Here is an 18,917-nt window from a genome sequence, read left to right as displayed (position 1 = left end):
TACGGGGAAGTCATTATCCTTGAACTCGTCGGAGCCTGCTGATGGCTTGCCATTTTCCTATTCGCTGAGACAATAGCGTCTTCGAAAGACGCAATTTCGCTTGTCTTTCCATGTTCATTATTCTATTGTGCAACGCACCAAAACAAGTAATGGTGAAATCTTGAGTGAGCAACACAAGAAAAGCAGCCTCGCGGCGCTGACCCTGTCCGCGGTCGGCATCGTCTATGGCGACATCGGCACCAGCCCGCTGTACACGCTGAAGACCATCTTCGACCCTACCCACGGCCTGGTCCTGACGACCCCGAACCTGCTGGGCATCGTGTCCCTGATCTTCTGGGGCCTGACGATGATCGTCTCGCTCAAGTACGTGACCCTGATCCTGCGCGCCGACAACCGCGGCGAGGGCGGCATCATGGCCCTGATGGCGCTGGCCCTGAACTCGGTGACACGCACGTCGCGATTGCATTACGCGCTGATGCTGCTCGGCGTGTTCGGCGCCACCATGTTCTACGGCGACAGCGTGATCACACCGGCGATTTCCGTGCTGAGCGCGATCGAGGGCCTGGAAGTGGCCACGCCGGGCCTCGAGCAATGGGTGGTGCCGCTGACCATCGTGGTGCTGGTGATCCTGTACAGCGTGCAGCGCCACGGCACCGCCGGTATCGGCCGCTTTTTCGGCCCGATCATGATCGTCTGGTTCGCCGCGCTGGCGATCATGGGCATCATCAACATTGCGGCGGCACCAATGATCCTGCAGGCGCTGAACCCGCTGCACGCCTTCGAATTCATGCTGCGCGAGCGGATGATCGCCTTCATCGCGCTGGGCGCGGTGGTGCTGGCCTTCACCGGCGCCGAAGCCCTGTACGCCGACATGGGCCACTTCGGCAAGAAGCCGATCCGCTTCGCCTGGTTCATGATCGTGTTCCCGGCGCTGGCCCTGAACTACCTCGGCCAGGGCGGCCTCCTGATCACCCATCCGGAAGCGATCGAAAACCCGTTCTTCCGCCAGCTCGGCAGCTGGAGTGTGCTGCCGCTGGTACTGCTGTCGACCGTGGCCACCGTGATCGCCTCGCAGGCCACCATCTCCGGCACCTTCTCGATGACCAAGCAGGCCATCGCGCTTGGGCTGCTGCCGCGCATGCGCGTGATGCACACCTCGGAAAGCGAGATCGGCCAGATCTACATCCCGGCCGTCAACTGGCTGCAGCTGGCGGCAGTGCTGGCCGCGGTGGTCGGCTTCGGCTCGTCCGATAAACTGGCCGGCGCCTACGGCATCGCGGTGACGGCCACCATGTTCATCACCACCTTCCTGACCTTCTTCGTGGTCCGCTACCGCTGGCACCTGCCGCTGTGGGTCTGCCTGGGCTCCACCGGCTTGTTCATGGTCATGGACGTGATGCTGTTCTCGGCCAGCACCCTGAAGCTGCTGCACGGCGGCTGGTTCCCGCTGGTGATCGGCGTGGTCCTGCTGACCGTCATGCTGACCTGGAAGCGCGGCCGCGAGCTGGTGTTCGAAAACCTGGAAAAGCACGCGATCCCGCTCGACGACTTCCTGCAGTCGCTGTTCGTCGGCCCGCCCACGCGCGTGGCCGGCACCGCGATCTTCCTGCGCGGCGAAACCGACGGCGTGCCGCACGCACTGCTGCACAACCTGCTGCACAACAAGGTGCTGCACGAGCGCGTGGTGTTCCTGACGGTGCACATCCGCGAAGAGCCCTACGTGCCGGAATCCGAACAGGTCGAGGTGATCGCGCTGGGCCACAACTGCTTCCAGCTGAACGTCAGCTACGGCTTCAAGGACGAAGCCGACATCCCGGACATCCTGCGCCTGTGCGCCGCCCAGGCCCTCGAATTCGAGATGATGGAGACGTCCTTCTTCATCGCGCGCCAGACCGTGATCTCGGTGCCGGGATCGGGCATGATGCCGTGGCGCGAGCACCTGTTCGTGCTCATGCAGCGCAACGCGCGCACGGCGGCCGACTACTACCAGATCCCGGCCAACCGCGTGATCGAGCTGGGTACGCAAGTCGAAATCTGAGGACGGCGCGACGACAAAGCCGTACAAATTTCGCATAGACAGCCATGGCGACTCCTTGGTATGGTCGAAGTTTCTTTAGTTAAACTTCAACCGATTCTGCAAGGAGCACCATGAAACTGTCCTTCCCGCTGGCCGCCGCCTTCGCCGCCATGTTGAGCCTGACCGCCTGCGGCGGCGGCGGTGGCGATTCCGGCAGCGGCAACACGACCAACCCGGCCGCCACCATCAAGATCGTCGCCGAGACCGCCGGCACCGGCGCCGAAGCGGCCAAGGGCAGCCACGTGCTGGTCAATTACACGGGCTGGCTGTACAGCGCCACCGCCACCGGCAACAAGGGCACCCAGTTCGACACCAGCGTCGGCCCGGGCAAGGCGCCCTTCGAATTCATCGTCGGCGCCAACGTGATCGAAGGCTTCAGCCAGGGCGTGCAGGGCATGAAGGTGGGCGGCAAGCGCACCATCGTGATCCCGGCCGTCATCGCTTACGGCGCCAATGGAAAACCGCCGACCATCCCGGCCAACTCCGACCTGGTGTTCGACCTCGAACTCGTGAAGGTCTGCGGCGTCAGCTGCTGACGCCACATCCCCGTCTCACTCGCGCAGCGCCCGCGCCGGCCGGATCCGCACCGCGGCCAGCGTGTGGCGCAGGGTCGAGCCCAGCGTCACCAACAAGGCCAGCAGCAGCGCCGCGAGGATGGTCCAGGCGCCGATCGGCGCCCGTTCCGTGAAGCCGGCCAGGTAGCGCTGCAGGGCGATCCAGGCCGGCGGCAATCCCACCAGGGCGCCGGCGCCGACCAGCAGCGCGAACTCGCGCAGCACCAGGCCGCCGACCTCCGCACCATTTGCCCCGTACAGCTTGCGCAGCACGATCTCGCGTTCGCGCCGCTGCACGCTGTAGGCCGCCAGCACATAGATGCCGAAGGCGGCGATCGCGGTCGCGATCACGCTCGATGCGGCCAGCAGCTTGGCCAGGCGCAGGTCGTCGGCATAGAACTGGTCGACGATGAAGCGGTCCATGTGCACGACGTCGACCGGCTCGTTCGGGAAGTGGCGCGGCCAGAGGTGCTGGACCGCGTGCTGCACCGCCACCGGATCGCCGCTGCAGCGGATGGTCAGGATCCGCACCCGGTCGCGCAGGTAGAACACGCTCGGCTGCTCGCCTTCGCGCGCCGAACGGTGCCGGATGTCCGGCGCCACGCCCACGATCTGCATCTGTTGGTCGTCCTTGTCGCTTCCTCCCAGTATCTTGCCGACCGCCTCCTGGGGGCTGGCGAAGCCGAACTTGCGCGCCGCCGAGGCGTTGATCACCACCCTGTCCGTTTCGTTGATCCGGTCCAGCGCAGGGCTGTACAGCCGTCCCGCCAGCGGCTTCAGGCCATACACATCGAAGAATTCCGGGCTGACCGCGTAGAGGTTGAGGTCGATCGCCTGGCCTCCCTCGCGGCGCAGCGAAGTGATGTTGTTGCTGGAAGTGACCGGGAGGTTCGCTTCCGCCACCCCTGCCACGCCGGGCAGGCGCAGCACTTCGTCGCGGAAGGCGCGCATGCGTGGGTCGCGCATGTCGTTCCCGGCGGGTAGCGTCAGCAGCGGGCGCGGATCGAAGCCGGGGCTGAGGGTGCTGGCGTAATGCGTCTGCCACGCCACCGCGAGGGTGGTGCCGGTCAGGCCCATGGCGGCGGCGAACTGCAGCGCGGTGAGGGAGCGCCGCAGCCACAGGCCGCGCACGGTCTCGCTGCCGCTGCGGCCGGCCAGCGCGGCGCTGGCGCGCACCCGCAGCGCAGACCAGGTCGGCCAGGCGCCGGCCGCCACGCCCAGCAGCATCCCGAACAGCAGCGCCGCCGCCACCGCGCCGGGGTGGAACATCGTGTCGAACCGGCGCTGCACGAGGTCGGAAAACAGCGGCAGCACCAGCCAGGCCAGCAGCAGGCCGAGCATGGTGGCGATCAGGCATACCAGCACGGATTCGGCCAGGAACTGGCGCGCCACCGCCTGCGCCGAGGCGCCCAGCACCTTGCGCATCGCGATTTCGCGCTGCCGCGCCAGGGTGCGGATGGTCGCCAGGTTGACGTAGTTGACCGCCGCCAGCAGCAGGATCAGCAGCGCCACCGCGGCCAGTCCGAACATCGCCCGGCGATCGCCGTGGATCTGCGAGTTCTCCTTCAGGTCGGGATCGAGATAGGCGTCGGCGATCGGCCCGAGCTTGTACTCGATCAGGTCGCGCCCGCCGAGCGCCGCGACCTGGTCGGCGTAGTCGCGCCTGACCAGCGGCGACTGGTTCAGGCCGCGCCGCACGGCGTCGAGCACGGCCTGCGGATCGGCGCCCGGCAACAGCTTCAGGTAGGCGCGCCCGGCCACGCCGCCCCAGGCGTTCCTGAAATTCTTCAGGGACGGCCAGATCGTGCCGCCGGTTCCGGCCAGTCCCTCGTAGGGCAGGGTGGTGGCGGCCGGCTGGTCGGCCAGCACCGCCGCCACGACATAGGTCCGGCGGTCGTTCTGCACGGTCTTGCCGACCACGTCGGCGCGTCCGAACAGTTTGATGGCGGCCTCCCTGGTCAGCGCCAGTGCGTCCGGCCGGGTGAGGGCGGCGTGCAGGTCGCCGGCCAGCACCCGGGGCGCGAAAATCTTCGGGAAGTCGGGATCGACCAGGGCCACCATGACCGTGCCGACGACATCGCCGGCGCGCACATCGAGGTTGTAGTCGATGACGGCGCTGGCCAGCAGCGGCTGGCCGCTTGCCAGCGCCGCTTCGCGCGCCGGCAGGCTGATGGAATCGGACCAGTCGTTGCCGACGGCCGCCACGTTCCAGCGCTGCATCAGCCGCATCACGCGCTCGCGCTCGGGCACGTTCTCATCGTAGGAGAACGAATGGCGCACGAAGCCGAGCAGCAGGTAGCACACGGCGATGCCGACCGCGAGGCCGAAGATCACCACCGCCGAATACGCCGGCTCCTTGAGCAGCTGCCGCCAGCCGACGCGGAAATCGCGCAGGTTCATTTTCATGTGTATGCCGCCCTCACCCTTCGCGCAGCGCCAGCGCCGGCCGGATCCGCACCGCCGCCAGCGTATGCCGCAAGGTCGAGCCCAGCGCCACCGCGCCGGCCACCAGCAGGGCGCCGACGATGGTCCAGGCGCCGATCGGCGCGCGCTCGGTGAAGGCGGCCAGGTAGTGCTGCATCGCCAGCCAGGCCGGCGGCAGGCCGAGCAGGGCGCCGGCGCCGATCAGCACCAGGAATTCGCGCATCACCAGGCCGCCCACCGCGGTGGTGCCGGCGCCGTACAGCTTGCGCAGCACGATCTCGCGGGCGCGCCGCTGCACGCTGTAGGCCGCCAGCACGTAGATGCCGAAGGCGGCGATCGCGGTCGCGATCACGCTCGATGCCGCCAGCAGCTTGGCCAGGCGCAGGTCGTCGGCATAGGTGCCGGCGTAGATGCCGTCCATGCGCTCCACGTTCAGCACGTCGTTCGGAAACCAGCGCGGCCACATGTCCTCGATTGCGTGACGAACCGTCTCCAGGTCGCGGTCGCTGCGGATGGTGAAGGTGCTGGTGCGCGGCGACACGTAATAGACGTAGCCCTGCATCGGCTCGTGCGCCGAGCGGTGGCGGATGTCGGGGGCCACGCCGATCACCTGCCTGGCGCGCTGGCCGTCGGGTTCGCGGATGATCTTGCCGACCGCATCCCGGGCGCTGGCAAAGCCCAGCTTGTGCGCAGCTTCCTCATTGATCACTACCTTGTCGCGGTCGTTGACGGTGTCGCGCGCCGCGTCGTACAGGCGGCCTGCCACCGGGGCCAAGCCATACACGCCGAAGAACTCCGGACTGACGTTGAGCCAGTTGAGCTGGGTCGGGGCGCCGCCCTCGCGCTGCAGCGAGGTGCCGTTCATGTTGACCGTGACCCGCGTGCCGCTTTCGGCCACGCCGCTCACGCCGGGCAGGCGCGCCAGCGCGTCGCGGAAGGCGTGCACGTTCGGCTTGCGCATGTCGTCGGGGGCTTCCACGATCAGCAGCGGCGCGGGATCGAAGCCCGGGTCGAGGCTGCTGGCGTAGCGGGTCTGCCAGGCCACGGCCAGGGTCATGCCGGTCAGGCCCATCGCGGTGGCGAACTGCAGCACGGTCAGCACCCGGCGCAGCCACAGTCCGCCGGCGGTTTCGACGTTGCCGCGCCCCGACAGGGCCGAGGTCGGACGTACCTTCAGCGCCGACCAGGTCGGGTAGGCGCCGGCCAGCACGCCCAGCAGCACGCCCAGCAGCAGCGACAGGCCCAGCGAGACCGGGGTGAACATGTGGTCCAGCTTGCGCTGCACGAGGTCGGCAAACACCGGCAGCAGCAGCCAGGCCAGCAGCAGGCCGATGGCGGTGGCGATCAGGCACACCAGCACCGATTCGGCCAGGAACTGGCGGCTGACCGCGCCGGCGCCGGCGCCCAGCACCTTGCGCACCGCGATCTCGCGCTGGCGGCGCAGGGTGCGCACGGTGGCCAGGTTGACGTAGTTGGTGGCGGCCAGCGCCAGGATCAGCAACGCCACCGCGGCCAGGCCGAAGATGGTCTTGCGGTCGCCGTGGATGTCGGAGCGCTCGTTGACGTCGGGGTCGAGGTAGGCGCCGGGCAGGGGACCCAGGCGGAACTCGATCAGGTCGTGGCCGTTCAGCGCGGCCACTTGTTCCGGCGTCATCTGCTTGAAGAAGTTCGATGCCAGCATGGCGCGGCGCACCGCCTCCGTCACCGCTTGCGGATCGGCGCCCGGCGCCAGCTTGACATAGGTCGGGCCGTGCGAGGAACCCCAGTTCATGGTCACCAGCTGCCGGTATTCCTCGGTCCAGATCGTGGTACTGGTGCTGGCCAGGGCATCGTAGGGCAGCGTGCTTGCGGCCGGCTGGTCTTCCAGCACCGCCAGGATCTGGTAGGGACGGCCGCCCACCTGCACGCTCTTGCCGACCGCGTCGGGCGTGCCGGACAGCTTGATCGCGGTTTCGCGGCTCACGGCCAGCGTGTCCGGACGCGCCAGCGCGGCGCCAAGGTCGCCGGCCAGGACCCGCGGCTGGAAGATGGTGCGGAAGTCGGGGTCGACCGCGGCCATCGTGATGGTCTGCACGTGGTTGCCGATCCTGACGTTGATGTCGCGCTGCAGGAAGGCGCTGGCCTGCAGCGGCAGGCCGCTGGCGACGGCGGCGTCGCGCGCCGGCAGGCTGACGGCGTTGCTCCAGCCTTCCCCGACGGCGCTGATGTTCCAGCGCGACATCAGACGGTAGATCTGCGCGCGCTCCGGCACGTGGCGGTCGTAGGACAGCGAGTGATTCACGTAGCCGAGCAGCAGGAAGCAGGCGCAGAAGCCCACCGCCAGGCCCAGGATCACGACCGCCGAGAAGGCCGGCTCCTTGACCAGCAGGCGCCAGCCGATGCGGAAGTCCCGCAGATTGATCTTCATGTTCCGCTCCTTACGCCGCCTGCAGGGCGTCGACGACCACGCGGCCGTCCAGCAGGTGCAGGGTGCGCGAGGCCTGGGCCGCGTGCGCCGGCGAGTGGGTCACCATCACCACCGTGGTGCCTTCGGCGTTAATCTGGCGCAGCAGGCGCATGACTTCGTCGCCGTGCGCGGTGTCGAGGTTACCGGTCGGTTCGTCGGCCAGCAGCATGGCGGGACCGGCCACCAGTGCGCGCGCGATCGCCACGCGCTGCTGCTGGCCGCCCGACAGCTGCGAGGGACGGTGGCCGGCGCGGTGCGCCACGCCCAGGCGCTGCAGCATCTCCTGCACGCGGCGCTTGCGCTCGGCCGCCGGGGTGCCGGTGTATTCGAGCGCCAGCTCGACGTTCTCGTACACCGACAATTCCTCGATCAGGTTGAAGCTCTGGAAGATGAAGCCGACCTTCCCGCGCCGCAGCGCATTCAGGCGCGCCTCGCTCCAGCCGGCCACGTTCTGGCCTTCGAACCAGTACTCGCCGGAGGACGGCACGTCCAGCAGGCCGAGCACGCTGAGCAGGGTCGACTTGCCGCAGCCGGACGGTCCGGTGATGGCCACGTATTCGCCGGCCGCGATGTCGAGGTCGATGCGGTCGAGGGCGGTGGTCTGGACTTCGCCCGCGTGGTGGATCTTGCTGACGCCTGAGAGTTTGAGCATCCTGGTTCCCCTGTTCTGTTCAGTGTTGGATTGGAGTTTACTTCGTCAATTGCAGCCGCTCGGCCTTGCCGAACGGCGTGTAGCTGGAAATGATGACCTGCTCGCCCGGGGCCAGGCCGGACAGCACCTCGACCTGGGCGTTGTTGCGGCGCCCGAGTTTCACGCTGCGCTTCTCGACGCTTTCGCCGTCGCGGCCCAGCACGAACACCCAGGTACCGCCGGTGTCGTTCACGAATGCGCCGTTCGGCAGCAGCATGGCCTTGGCCGGCTCGCCCAGGGTCAGCTGGGTGTCCATGCTCTGGCCCGGACTGATCACTTCGGGCTGGCCGTCGGTGAACACCATCTCGGCGGTGAAGCGGCCCTCCTTGATCTGCGGGTAGACGGTGGCGACGCGCAAACCATAGGTCTTGCCGTCCTGGGTCACGCTGCCGATCCGGCCCACCGTCAGGCGGCTGAGATAGAACTCGTCGACCTGGGCGCTCAGCTTGAAGTGCTGCGGATCGTCGATGCGGCCGATATGCTGGTCCGGGCGCACGGTCTGGCCGACCAGCATGCGGAAGTCGGTCAGCACGCCGTCGGCCGGGGCGCGCACCGCGAGTGCCTCGACGGTGGCGCTGACCAGCTGCAGGCCGGACTGCAGGCCGTGCAGGGCGGTGTCCATCTGGCTCAGCGCGCGGCCGCGCACCTGTTCCTCGGTGGCGACGGCGCGCTTCTCTTCGTCCAGCGCCCGCTTCTGCTGCGCCAGCTTGTCGGCCGACTCTTCCAGCGCCACCGCGGAAATGAAGCCCTGGGCCGCCAGCCGCCGGTTGCGCGCATGCTGCTTGTCGGCCTGGCTCAGCGCGTATTCGAGATCGGACAGGCGGCGCTGGTGGTCGGTGCGCACCGCTTCCTGGGCCACCCGCAGGTTGGCCGCGTTGAAGATCTGCTGCGAGTACTCGGTCTGGCGCGCCAGCAGTTCCAGGTTGCGCTGCGGGTTCGACAGGCGGAACAGCAAATCGCCCTTCTTGACCGGCTGGCCGTCCCTGGCGAACACCTCTTCCACGCGGCCGCTTTCCACCGAGTCGAGGATGATGGAATTGAGCGGCTCGGCGGTGGCGCGTACCACGATGTCGTCGCGGAACACGCCCTGTTCGACCCGGGCCAGTCGCACGTCGCGCGTGGCCACCTGCAGGCCGTGCGGCACGAACTGCCAGCCGCCCCAGGCCAGCACTGCCGTCACGGCGACGGCGATGCCGATGCGTGCCAGCAGGCGGCCGCGCCGTTTGGGAACGACGGTGTCCATGGCGGCGCCGGTGACGGCGGGAGGAGGAATGTGATCCATGACGATGCGCTTCTGTGAACGATGATGTGATTCCTTTTGCAAGCGCCGTGCCAGGCCTGCTTCGGCCTGTTTTGGCCTGTTTTCGGCCGCTAGTCCGCTTGTCCGGCGCCTGGCTGTCCGGATCCGGACAGCTATGCATGTGCGCTTGCGGACAGGTGGCCGCGACTGGTCGCCTGTCGAGTGTGGCGCTGCTAGAATGGCAAGACAATGGCCGATACCGCCCACATCCTGATCCTCGACGACGACATCGACGTCGCCTGCGCCGCCCAGATGCTGCTGCGCCGCCGGCACGGCCGGGTGGCGACGCTCGACGATCCCGCCCGCCTGGCCGGCCTGCTGGACAGCGGGGTGCCCGACGTCGTGCTGCTCGACCTGAACTTCACTCCCGGCCGCATCGACGGCGCCGAGGGCCTGGCGGTGCTCGACCGCCTGCGCGGGCTGGCGCATCCGCCCGCCGTGATCGCCATGACCGCCTATGCCGACGTGCCGCTGGCGGTCGAGGCGCTGAAACGCGGGGCCGGCGATTTCATCACCAAGCCCTGGGACAATGCGCGCCTGGCCGCCGCCGTCGACAGTGCGCTGGCGCGCCGCGCCGCGGCCGCCGGCGGCGCCGCCACCAGTGGCCTGATGGGTGATTCGGGCGCGATGCGCGGCGTGAAGGCGATGATCGCCAGCGTCGCTCCCACCGAAGCCAATGTGATGGTGCTGGGCGAGAACGGCGCCGGCAAGGAACTGGTGGCGCGCGCGATCCATGCGGCATCAAGCCGTGCCGACGCCACTTTCCTGGCGGTCGACATGGGCGCGCTGCCGGAATCGACCTTCGAGAGCGAACTGTTCGGCCACCGCAAGGGCGCCTTCACCGATGCCCGCAGCGACCGCGCCGGGCGCTTCCAGGCGGCGCGCGGCGGCACCCTGTTCCTCGACGAGATCGGCAACATGCCATTGGCGGCCCAGGCCAAGCTGCTGACGGCGCTGGAGCGGCGCGAAGTCACGCCGATCGGCGCCGACCGTCCGGAGGCGATCGACGTGCGCATCGTCAGCGCCACGAACCTGGACGAACGCCGCCTGTTCGATCCGGGCAGCTTCCGCCCCGACCTGCTGTTCCGCCTGAACACCATCGTGATCCGGGTGCCGCCGCTGCGCGAACGGCGCGACGACGTGCCCGGCCTGCTGCACCACTACCTGTCGCTGTACGAGAACCAGTACCGGCGCCCGGTGCGCGAGCTGGCGCCCAGCGCCCTGGAGCGCCTGTGCGGATGGCACTGGCCGGGCAATGTGCGCGCCCTGCGCCATGCCTGCGAGCGCGCCGTGATCCTGGCGGCCCAGGACGAGTACCGCTACGAGGATTTCGGCCTGGCGATGCCGGCGCCGGCGGAGCCGCCACGCGTGGCCGCCGCAGCAGCAGCAGCGGGCGACGACGACGAAGGCGCATTCCGCCTCGGCGCGCTGGAACGCGAGACCATCGCCGCCGCCCTCGACAAGGCCAAGGGCAATATCAGCCTGGCGGCCCGCATGCTGGGCCTGAGCCGCGCCGCGCTGTACCGCAAGCTGGGCAAGCATGGCATCTGACGGCCGGCTGAAGGCCGGCGCGCTGCTGTCCGCCGCCGGCATCGCCCTGCTGGCCTTCGGCGCCGGCGCCATCCACGAGTCGCCGCGGCTGGCGGTGCTGTGCGCGCTGGCCGCGCTGCCGCTGCTGCTGCAGCTGTGGCGCTGCATGGAAGGCCTGGCCGCGCTGCAGCGCACTCCGCACCAGCCCGCGCCCGGCCTGCCGATCGAGCAGCAGGCCCTGGTCGACAATGCGCTGGTGCTGGAAGCCCGTCTCGAACACACCCCGGTGGCGCTGTTCCGCATCGACGGCGCCGGCGGCGACGGCCAGGTGGCGCCGCTGAACGGCAATGCGCGCAAGCTGGTGGCGCCGGGCCGCGCCAGCGATCCGGCCGACCTGTATCGCCAGCTGGCGGCGCAGCCGGGCGAGCGCCGCGCGCTGATCGACTTCGACAGCGAACGCGGGACCGAGCGTGCGCTGCTGGCGGTATCCTCGATCACGCTGCAGGGCAGGGCGCAGCGCCTGGCGGCCCTGATGCCGGTCGAGAGCGAACTCGAAGCCGAAGCCTTGCACGCCTGGCGCCAGCTGGTGCACGTGCTGACCCACGAGATCATGAATTCGCTGACCCCGGTGGCCTCGCTGTCGCACACGGCCTACGGCCTGCTGGGCGAATTCCGCGGCGCGCTGCCGGAAGACGTGGGCCTGGACCTGAGCACCGCGCTGGACGCGATCCGGCGCCGCGCCGACAGCCTGGTCGACTTCGTGGCCAGCTACCGCAGCCTGTCGAACGTGCCGGCCGCGCGGCCCGAGCGGGTGCGGCTGGATGCGTTGTTCGAACGCGTCGCCGTGCTGGTGGGGCCGGGCTGGCGCGCGCGCGGCGGCGAGGTCCGGTTCTCGGTCGAACCGGCGTCGCTGGAACTGATGGCCGACCCCGGCCAGCTCGAGCAGGCCCTGATCAACCTGCTGAAGAACGCCTTCGAGGCCACCGGCGGCCAGGACGAGCCCGGCAATGCCTGGGTCACGGCGCGGCTGGTGCGCGGCGCGCGCCTGCGCATCGAAGTCAGCGACGACGGTCCTGGCGTGCCGGACGGCCTGGCCGCGCACATCTTCACCCCCTTCTTTACGACCAAGAAACAGGGCGGCGGGATCGGCCTGGCGATGGTGCGCCACCTGGTGCACGAGAACGGCGGCACCGTGCGCCATGCCCGTTCGGTGGGGCGCGGGGCGCGCTTCGTGATCACCTTCTGATCGGGCCGCCTCTCTCCTGCGCGCCACGATTTTCGAATAGTCATTATGCTAAGTCTGCCTGGCCGCGCTGGCCTTGGCGGACCCGTCCGGGAAGTCGTCCAGCTGCTGCCGAGGTTTCGATGGACCATCCCGGAGGAAGCAATGACAACAACGGACATATCAGAGGCGCATGCAATCCACGACCTGACCCCACGCCAGCGGGTCTTCGCCATCGTGGGCGCCTCGTCGGGTAACCTGGTCGAGTGGTTCGACTTCTACATCTATTCCTTTTGCGCGCTGTATTTCTCATCGGCGTTTTTTCCGAAAGATAATCCCACCACCCAGTTGCTGAACACCGCCGGCATCTTCGCCGCCGGCTTCCTGATGCGTCCGGTGGGCGGCTGGCTGTTCGGCCGCGTCGCCGACCGCTACGGCCGCCGCAACTCGATGATGATCTCGGTGCTGATGATGTGCGGCGGCTCGCTGCTGATCGCCACGCTGCCGACCTACAAGACGATCGGCACGGCGGCGCCGGCGCTGCTGCTGGTGGCGCGCCTGTTCCAGGGCCTGTCGGTGGGCGGCGAATACGGCACCAGCGCCACCTACATGAGCGAGGTGGCCGAGACGGGCCGCAAGGGTTTCTTCGCTTCCTTCCAGTACGTGACCCTGATCGGCGGCCAGCTGGCGGCCCTGCTGGTGCTGGGCATCCTGCAGCTGTTCCTGTCGCACGACGAACTGGTCGCCTGGGGCTGGCGGATTCCTTTCGTGGTCGGCGCCGCCGCGGCCCTGGTCTCGCTCTACCTGCGCCGCTCGCTGCATGAGACGACCACGGAATCGGAGCGCAAGAGCAAGCAGGCCGGCAGCGTCGGCTCGCTGCTGCGCCACCACGGGCGTGCCTTCGTCACCGTGCTGGGCTTCACGGCCGGCGGTTCGCTGATCTTCTACGCCTTCACCACCTACATGCAGAAGTACCTGGTCAACACGGTCGGCATGACTACCCTCACGGCCAGCCGCGTGATGACGGTCTGCCTGCTGATCTACATGCTGATGCAGCCGGCCTTCGGCGCGCTGTCGGACCGCATCGGCCGGAAAACCTCGATGATCGCCTTCGGCGGCCTGGCGGCGATCTTCACCGCACCCATCATGTTCGGACTACGCGGCGTCGGCAGCCCGCTGATGGCCGGGGTCCTGATCCTCTGCGCGCTGGCGATCGTCAGCCTGTACACCTCGATCTCCGGACTGGTCAAGGCCGAGATGTTCCCGGTCGAGGTGCGCGCGCTCGGGGTCGGCCTGTCGTATGCGATCGCGAATGCCATCTTCGGCGGCTCGGCCGAATTCGTGGCCCTGTGGTTCAAGCAGGCCGGCCATGAGCCATATTTCTACTGGTACGTCAGCATCATGTGCGCGATTGCCTGCCTGGTCGCCTTCCTGATGCCGGACCCGAGCAAGTCGGGCCACCTCAAGTAGCCGGCGTCAGGCGGCCAGCAGCATGTCGATGTGCGCGATGCCGTCTTCGTCATACGGTTCGGAGATGGTGACGAAGCCGAAGCCGGCATAAAAGCGCTCCAGGTGGGCCTGGGCGCCGATGCGGATCGCGTGGCCCGGGTGCAGCTGCCGCGCCAGCGCGATGCCTTGCGCCACCAGCTCGCGGCCGAGGCCGCCGCCGCGCGCAGCCGGGCTGGTGACCACGCGGCCGATCGACATCTCCTCGTACTTCGCGCCCGGCGCCAGACAGCGCAGGTGGGCCACCAGTTCCGGTTTTCCATCCACGTCGCGCCAGCCGAGCAGGTGATGGGCGCCCGGATCGAGGCCGTCGATGTCCGGGTAGAGGCAGGTCTGCTCGAGCACGAACACTTCCTGGCGCAGCGCCAGCATTGCATACAGCTGCGCGACCGTCAGGCCGTCGAAGCCGCTCCATTGCCAAGTAATCATTTGTTTGTTTCTTTAAACAATTGTTGTGGATTCAGGCCGCCGTCTCGAAGCCTTCGAGGACGTTGACGACGTTGATGCCGAGCTCGGGCACCACGAAACCGCCTTCGAACACGAACACGGTGGGCAGGCCGAGGTAGCCGATGCGCTCGCCGATGCGCAGGAAATCGGCGCTGCCGAGGCCGAAGCCGTCGCCCCCCAGCGACACCACCAGCGCCTGCGGCGCGAACATCGACATCTTCAGGCAGGCCGACTCCAGCGCCGCGAACCACTGGGCGGCGCCGGCGCCGCGCGGCAGCGGCAGGTTCATGTTGTAGCCCAGGCCTTCCGCCTCCCCTGGCTCGTCGGCGTGGCCGAGGAAGTAGGGATAGTCCTGGCGCGGATCGGCGTGGATCGAGGCGAACAGCACGTCCTTGCGGCGATAGAAGATGCTCTGGGTACCGTTGCCGTGGTGGTAGTCGAGGTCGAGGATGGCGACGCGCTGCAGGCCGTCGTCCAGCAGGTGCTGGGCGGCCAGCGCGGCATTGTTCAGGAAGCAGTAGCCGCCGAAGAAATCGGCGCCCGCATGGTGGCCGGGCGGACGGGTCAGCGCAAAGCTGCCGTGCTCGCCCAGGCGCAGCGCATGGGCCGCGTTGACGGCGCAATCGGCCCCGGTCTTGGCCGCGACCCAGGTGCCGGCGGTGAGCGCGGTGTCGACATCCATCGAGTAGAGGCCGAGGCGGGCCGCGAAACTGTCCGGCTCGACGTCGTGGCGCAAGGTGCGGATCGGCCATACCGAGGGCAGGGCGTCATGCTCGGCATTGCGCGGATCGAGATGCAGCCACTCGCTCCAGGCGCTGCGCAGGAAGTGCAGGTAGCGTGGCGTGTGCACCCGCTCCAGCGACACCAGCGGCACCCCGTGCGGCGTGACGATCTGGCCCAGGCCACGGCGGCTCAGCTCGGCAACGACGAGATCGGCCCGCTCGGGCTTTTCCGATGCGTGGCGCGGGGCGTGCTGGGCGTGGTGTTCGTTGTAAAAGGTGAGCAAGACTTCCCCGTGCGGTGGCTTGGTCCCGTCGTCCCCGCCTTCGCGGGAACGACGGCATTGCGTCAGCTATTACAGCACAGTGTACTGCTGTTATAAGCAGCAACGAAATCATCGAAGCTGCCGGTATCGACCTGCTCGATCTGCCGCTGCTCATCCAGCGAAGCCTGCGCCATCTCGTCGAACACGGCCACCTCGGCCGGCATCAGCGGCTCACGGCGGAAGGCCTGGGCGTGCAGTTCGCTCTGCTGCAGGCCGAATTTGGCGAAGGAGCCGAGTTCGCGCACCGCTTCCAGCACTTTGTGCGAGGGCGTCAGCGCCGGGTTCAGCACCTTGGCCTTCTGGGCTTCGAGCGAATCGATGTGGGCGCCCTTGTAATTGTGCTCGTTGTCCAGCAGCTCGGCCAGCGGGCGGATGCGCTCGATCAGTTCCAGCGCCCAGTCCTGCAGCGGGATTTCCTGGTCGTCGCGGGTGAGGGTCAGGCCCGGGCGGCGGCCTTCCTTCACGGTGCGGGCGAAGTTGCGCGCGTGGACCTGTCCTTCCATCGCATTGATCTTCGGGCTTTCCTCGAGCGCGCAGAACAGCAGGAAGGCATCCAGGAAGCGGCCGGTTTCCAGTGCGATGCCGACCGGCTCGAAGGGATCGACGTCCAGGCAGCGCACCTCGATGTACTGCACGCCGCGGTTGCACAGCGCCTGCACCGGGCGCTCGCCGGTGCGGATCACGCGCTTCGGACGGATCGTCGAATAGTATTCGTTCTCGATCTGCAGGATATTGGTCGACAACTGCACCCATTCGCCATCCTTCTTCGTGCCGATCTCGGCATAGGGCGGGTAGGGACGGTTGACCGCGTCCATCAGCGAGGTGACGTAGCTTTCGAGGCTGTTCTCATGCGGACGCAGGCCGGACTGGGCATCGTTCTGGTAGCCCAGGTCGCTCATGCGCAGGCTGGTGGCGTAGGGCAGGTAGAGGGTGTCGTCGGACAGCGTTTCCAGCTGGTGCGGACGGCCGCGCAGGAAGCCCTTGGCCAGCGCCGGCGAGGCGCCGAACAGGTACATCAGCAGCCAGCTATAGCGGCGGAAGTTGCGGATCGTCGCGATATAGCTCTCGGACTGGAAGTCGCGCAGCGCATGGCGGCGCTCTTCCATGATGCCCTCGCTCTGGGCGATCAGGGTCCACAGCTGTTCCGGCAGCGAGTAGTTGTAGTGGATGCCGGCGATGCATTGCATGGCCTTGCCGTAGCGCAGCGCCAGGCCGCGGCGGTAGACGTGCTTGAGCATGCCGATGTTCGACGTGCCGTACCAGGCGATCTCGATCTCTTCTTCCGACGGCAGGCCGCAGGGCATCGACTGGCTCCACAGCATCTCGTCGCCCAGCTTGCTGTAGGCGTAGCGGTGGATGGCGTCCAGGCGGTTGATCGCCAGGCCGATGTCGTGCTCGGCCGGGGTGATGAATTCGAGCAGGGCTTCGGCGTAATCGGTGGTGATCTGCGGATTCGTCAGGGCCGAGCCGAGTTGCACCGGATGAGGCGTGCGTGCCAGATGGCCCTGGCTGTCGACGCGCAGGGTTTCGCGCTCGATGCCGCGCAGGCCCTGCAACAGCAGGCCGCGGTGGGCATCGTCGTCCAGCAGGGCCAGGCGGCGTGTTAGTTGATGCGACACGGTGTTTCCTTTCTTATACTGCAGATGAGGTGCAGAGATTAACCGAAAAATGCCAAGCGCGCCGGGCGCCCCCCAATTCCGCAGTATGTGGTGTTTTTATTACTGAAATGTGTCGCTGGGCTTGGCCGGCGCGGCGGCCGGCGGGGTGGCCGGAGGCGCTGCCGGGGCTGTCGCCGAGGGTGCGGCCGAGGGGGCTGCTGATCCGGCCGGCGCCGGCGCGGCTTGCTGCGGCGCCGCGCGCTGGGCGGCGATCCAGCGCCTGACCTGGCGCTCCAGCACGCCCAGCGGCAGGGCACCGTTCTCGAGCACGGCGTCATGGAAGGCGCGCAGGTCGAAGCGCTCGCCGAGCGCGGTCTGGGCCTCCAGCCGCAGCGAGGCGAAGCGCAGCTGGCCGAGCTTGTAGCCCAGCGCTTCGCCCGGATGGGCGATGTAGCGGTCGACCTCGACCTCGTTGTCCGAGGGGGGATTGGCGGTGTTGGCGTTCAGGTAGTCGAGCGCCTGCTGGCGGCTCCAGCCCATCGCGTGGATGCCGGTATCGGCCACCAGCCGGGCCGCACGCAGCAGCTCGTCGGCCAGGTAGCCGAAGCGCGAGAACGGATCGCGCAGCAGGCCCAGTTCCGGACCCAGGCTTTCCGCGTACTGGGCCCAGCCTTCGCCATAGGCCCCATACCAGCCGTAGCGCCGGAAGGCCGGCAGCTCGCTGTTGTTCTGGGCGCGCGCCACCTGCAGATGGTGGCCGGGGACGGCTTCGTGCAGGGTGAGGGTCTCGATCTCCCACATCGGCCGCGTGTTCAGGCGCGACGTGTTCACCACCAGCGCCGCCATCCGGTCCGCGCTGCCGGCTTCGTAATAGGCCGCGCCCTGGGTCTCGGCGCCCAGCGCCTGCACCGGCTTGACCGCCAGTTCGTCGGACGGGATCGCATTGAACAGCTGCGGCATGCGGCTGGAGGCGCGCGCGATGGTGCGCCGGTAGCGGTTCAGCAGCGCGTCGGCGTCGCTGAAGAACAGGCGCGGATCGCTGCGCGCGAAGGCGATGAACTGGTTCAGATTGCCGCGAAAGCCGGTGCGCGGCACCAGCGCCGCGATCTCGGTGCGGATGCGCGCCACTTCCTTCAGGCCCAGCGCGTGGATCTCGGCCGGGGTCATGTCGGTGGTGGTGGCGCTCTTGACCAGGAAGACGTACCAGGCCGCGCCACCGGGCAGGCTGGAGGCGGAAATCGTCGTCCGTGCGGCCGGCAGGTAGACGTTGCGCACGAACTCCTCGAGCTGCTGCAGGCTGGGCGCCAGGGCGGTGACGGCGGCCTGGCCGTCGAGCGCCAGTTTTTCGCGCGCTTCCTGGGGAATGGTGGCCGGCAGGCGGCGGAAGGGTTCGGACAGGGCGCCGTCGCCCAGGTGTTCGCGCAGCGCGCGCAGCTGGGCCGGCAGGCCGGCCATCACGACTTTCGGCGCGGTCCAGCCGGTGCGCATTCCTTCGCGCATCTGCTCGATGATGCCCTCGATGTGGCGCGGCACCGCGTTCAGGCGCGCGATATAGCTGCGGTAGTCGTCTTCGCTCACGAAGGGCATCTGCGCGGCCAGCTGCGGCAGGCGGATGTGGATGCCGTCGCGCGTCGTGATCGGCTGCGGGTCGAAGGTGACGAAGCCGGCCCGGGCCAGCCGCCTTTCCTTGTCGGCGGCGAACAGGTCGAGCGAGAGCAGGTCCTGGCCGTTCAGCTGGGCGCGGTCGAGCTGGCGCGCCAGCTCCAGCATGCGCAGCTCGTGCGCCAGCACCTTGGCGTTGCCGGCCAGCGAGGTATCGCTCAGCTGGGCGTCATAGCGGTGGTCGCCGACCGAGGTGGCGAATTCCGGCTGGTTCTTCAGCCGCCACTGCCAGTCGCGCTCGAACAGGGCGCGTGCCTGCTCCTTGGGTGTCTGTTCCTTGGGATTGTCGGCCGCCAGTGCGCGCGGCGGCGCCAGCAGGACCGTGGCGGCCAGCAGGGTTGCAGCGAACAGGGGGAAGGTCAGCCGGGCCGCGAACAGCCGGGGCGCGGACAGTCGAGGCATCGCAAGCTCCGGG

Annotated in this window: 13 protein-coding genes; 5 read left to right on the top strand and 8 right to left on the bottom strand. The window is 68.3% G+C overall.

Translation table 11 applies throughout. The features are described from left to right. Positions 1-160: 160 nt before the first annotated feature. Positions 161-2,038 carry a potassium transporter Kup gene (locus tag AC1DOQ_RS03115; RefSeq protein ID WP_477360185.1) on the top strand — a complete coding sequence of 626 codons (1,878 nt, stop codon included), beginning with the start codon at positions 161-163 and terminating at the stop codon, positions 2,036-2,038. Between the two features lie 110 nt (positions 2,039-2,148). Next, positions 2,149-2,613, top strand: a complete 465-nt coding sequence (locus tag AC1DOQ_RS03110) for an FKBP-type peptidyl-prolyl cis-trans isomerase (RefSeq protein WP_477360183.1) — start codon at positions 2,149-2,151, stop codon at positions 2,611-2,613. Positions 2,614-2,628: 15 nt separating this feature from the next. Here the strand turns inward: AC1DOQ_RS03110 and AC1DOQ_RS03105 are convergent, their stop codons facing one another. Genes AC1DOQ_RS03105 through AC1DOQ_RS03090 form a run of 4 tightly spaced genes read right to left on the bottom strand, consistent with a single transcriptional unit; the run spans position 2,629 to position 9,474 of the window. Continuing rightward, the gene (locus AC1DOQ_RS03105; RefSeq protein ID WP_477360181.1) at positions 2,629-5,037 is read right to left on the bottom strand and encodes an ABC transporter permease; all 2,409 of its coding nucleotides are present in this window, start codon (positions 5,035-5,037) and stop codon (positions 2,629-2,631) included. A gap of 13 nt (positions 5,038-5,050) precedes the next feature. Then, positions 5,051-7,462, bottom strand: coding sequence for an ABC transporter permease (locus AC1DOQ_RS03100; RefSeq protein ID WP_477360179.1), 2,412 nt, complete (start codon positions 7,460-7,462; stop codon positions 5,051-5,053). A gap of 10 nt (positions 7,463-7,472) precedes the next feature. Further along, complete coding sequence (locus AC1DOQ_RS03095) at positions 7,473-8,153, bottom strand: ABC transporter ATP-binding protein (protein ID WP_442123861.1); 681 nt, start codon at positions 8,151-8,153, stop codon at positions 7,473-7,475. A 37-nt stretch (positions 8,154-8,190) separates the two neighbouring features. Continuing rightward, the gene (locus AC1DOQ_RS03090; protein ID WP_477360177.1) at positions 8,191-9,474 is read right to left on the bottom strand and encodes an efflux RND transporter periplasmic adaptor subunit; all 1,284 of its coding nucleotides are present in this window, start codon (positions 9,472-9,474) and stop codon (positions 8,191-8,193) included. Between the two features lie 207 nt (positions 9,475-9,681). Between AC1DOQ_RS03090 and AC1DOQ_RS03085 the strand changes: the two genes are divergently transcribed. From AC1DOQ_RS03085 to AC1DOQ_RS03075, 3 genes are all read left to right on the top strand, one after another. Beyond that, positions 9,682-11,043, top strand: a complete 1,362-nt coding sequence (locus AC1DOQ_RS03085) for a sigma-54-dependent transcriptional regulator (protein ID WP_477360175.1) — start codon at positions 9,682-9,684, stop codon at positions 11,041-11,043. Next, positions 11,033-12,268 (top strand): sensor histidine kinase, encoded by a 1,236-nt coding sequence (locus AC1DOQ_RS03080; RefSeq protein WP_477360173.1) that lies wholly within the window; start codon positions 11,033-11,035, stop codon positions 12,266-12,268. The genes AC1DOQ_RS03085 and AC1DOQ_RS03080 overlap by 11 nt, the downstream gene beginning before the upstream one ends. A gap of 141 nt (positions 12,269-12,409) precedes the next feature. Continuing rightward, a complete protein-coding gene (locus AC1DOQ_RS03075) occupies positions 12,410-13,714 on the top strand; it encodes an MFS family transporter (RefSeq protein ID WP_477360171.1) in 1,305 nt (434 codons plus the stop codon). A 6-nt stretch (positions 13,715-13,720) separates the two neighbouring features. Here the strand turns inward: AC1DOQ_RS03075 and AC1DOQ_RS03070 are convergent, their stop codons facing one another. From AC1DOQ_RS03070 to AC1DOQ_RS03055, 4 genes are all read right to left on the bottom strand, one after another. Further along, the gene (locus tag AC1DOQ_RS03070) at positions 13,721-14,179 is read right to left on the bottom strand and encodes a GNAT family N-acetyltransferase (RefSeq protein ID WP_477360169.1); all 459 of its coding nucleotides are present in this window, start codon (positions 14,177-14,179) and stop codon (positions 13,721-13,723) included. Positions 14,180-14,210: 31 nt separating this feature from the next. Next, positions 14,211-15,203, bottom strand: coding sequence for a histone deacetylase family protein (locus AC1DOQ_RS03065; protein WP_477360167.1), 993 nt, complete (start codon positions 15,201-15,203; stop codon positions 14,211-14,213). 62 nt (positions 15,204-15,265) lie between these two features. Further along, the gene (gshA, locus tag AC1DOQ_RS03060) at positions 15,266-16,861 is read right to left on the bottom strand and encodes a glutamate--cysteine ligase (RefSeq protein WP_477360165.1); all 1,596 of its coding nucleotides are present in this window, start codon (positions 16,859-16,861) and stop codon (positions 15,266-15,268) included. A gap of 99 nt (positions 16,862-16,960) precedes the next feature. Continuing rightward, the gene (locus tag AC1DOQ_RS03055) at positions 16,961-18,904 is read right to left on the bottom strand and encodes a DUF885 domain-containing protein (protein ID WP_477360163.1); all 1,944 of its coding nucleotides are present in this window, start codon (positions 18,902-18,904) and stop codon (positions 16,961-16,963) included. Positions 18,905-18,917: the final 13 nt, after the last annotated feature.

This window comes from Massilia sp. 01N417 (assembly GCF_056399645.1).
The sequence above is the reverse complement of the archived record's forward strand: the minus strand, read 5'-3'. Positions and strand labels throughout refer to the sequence as shown.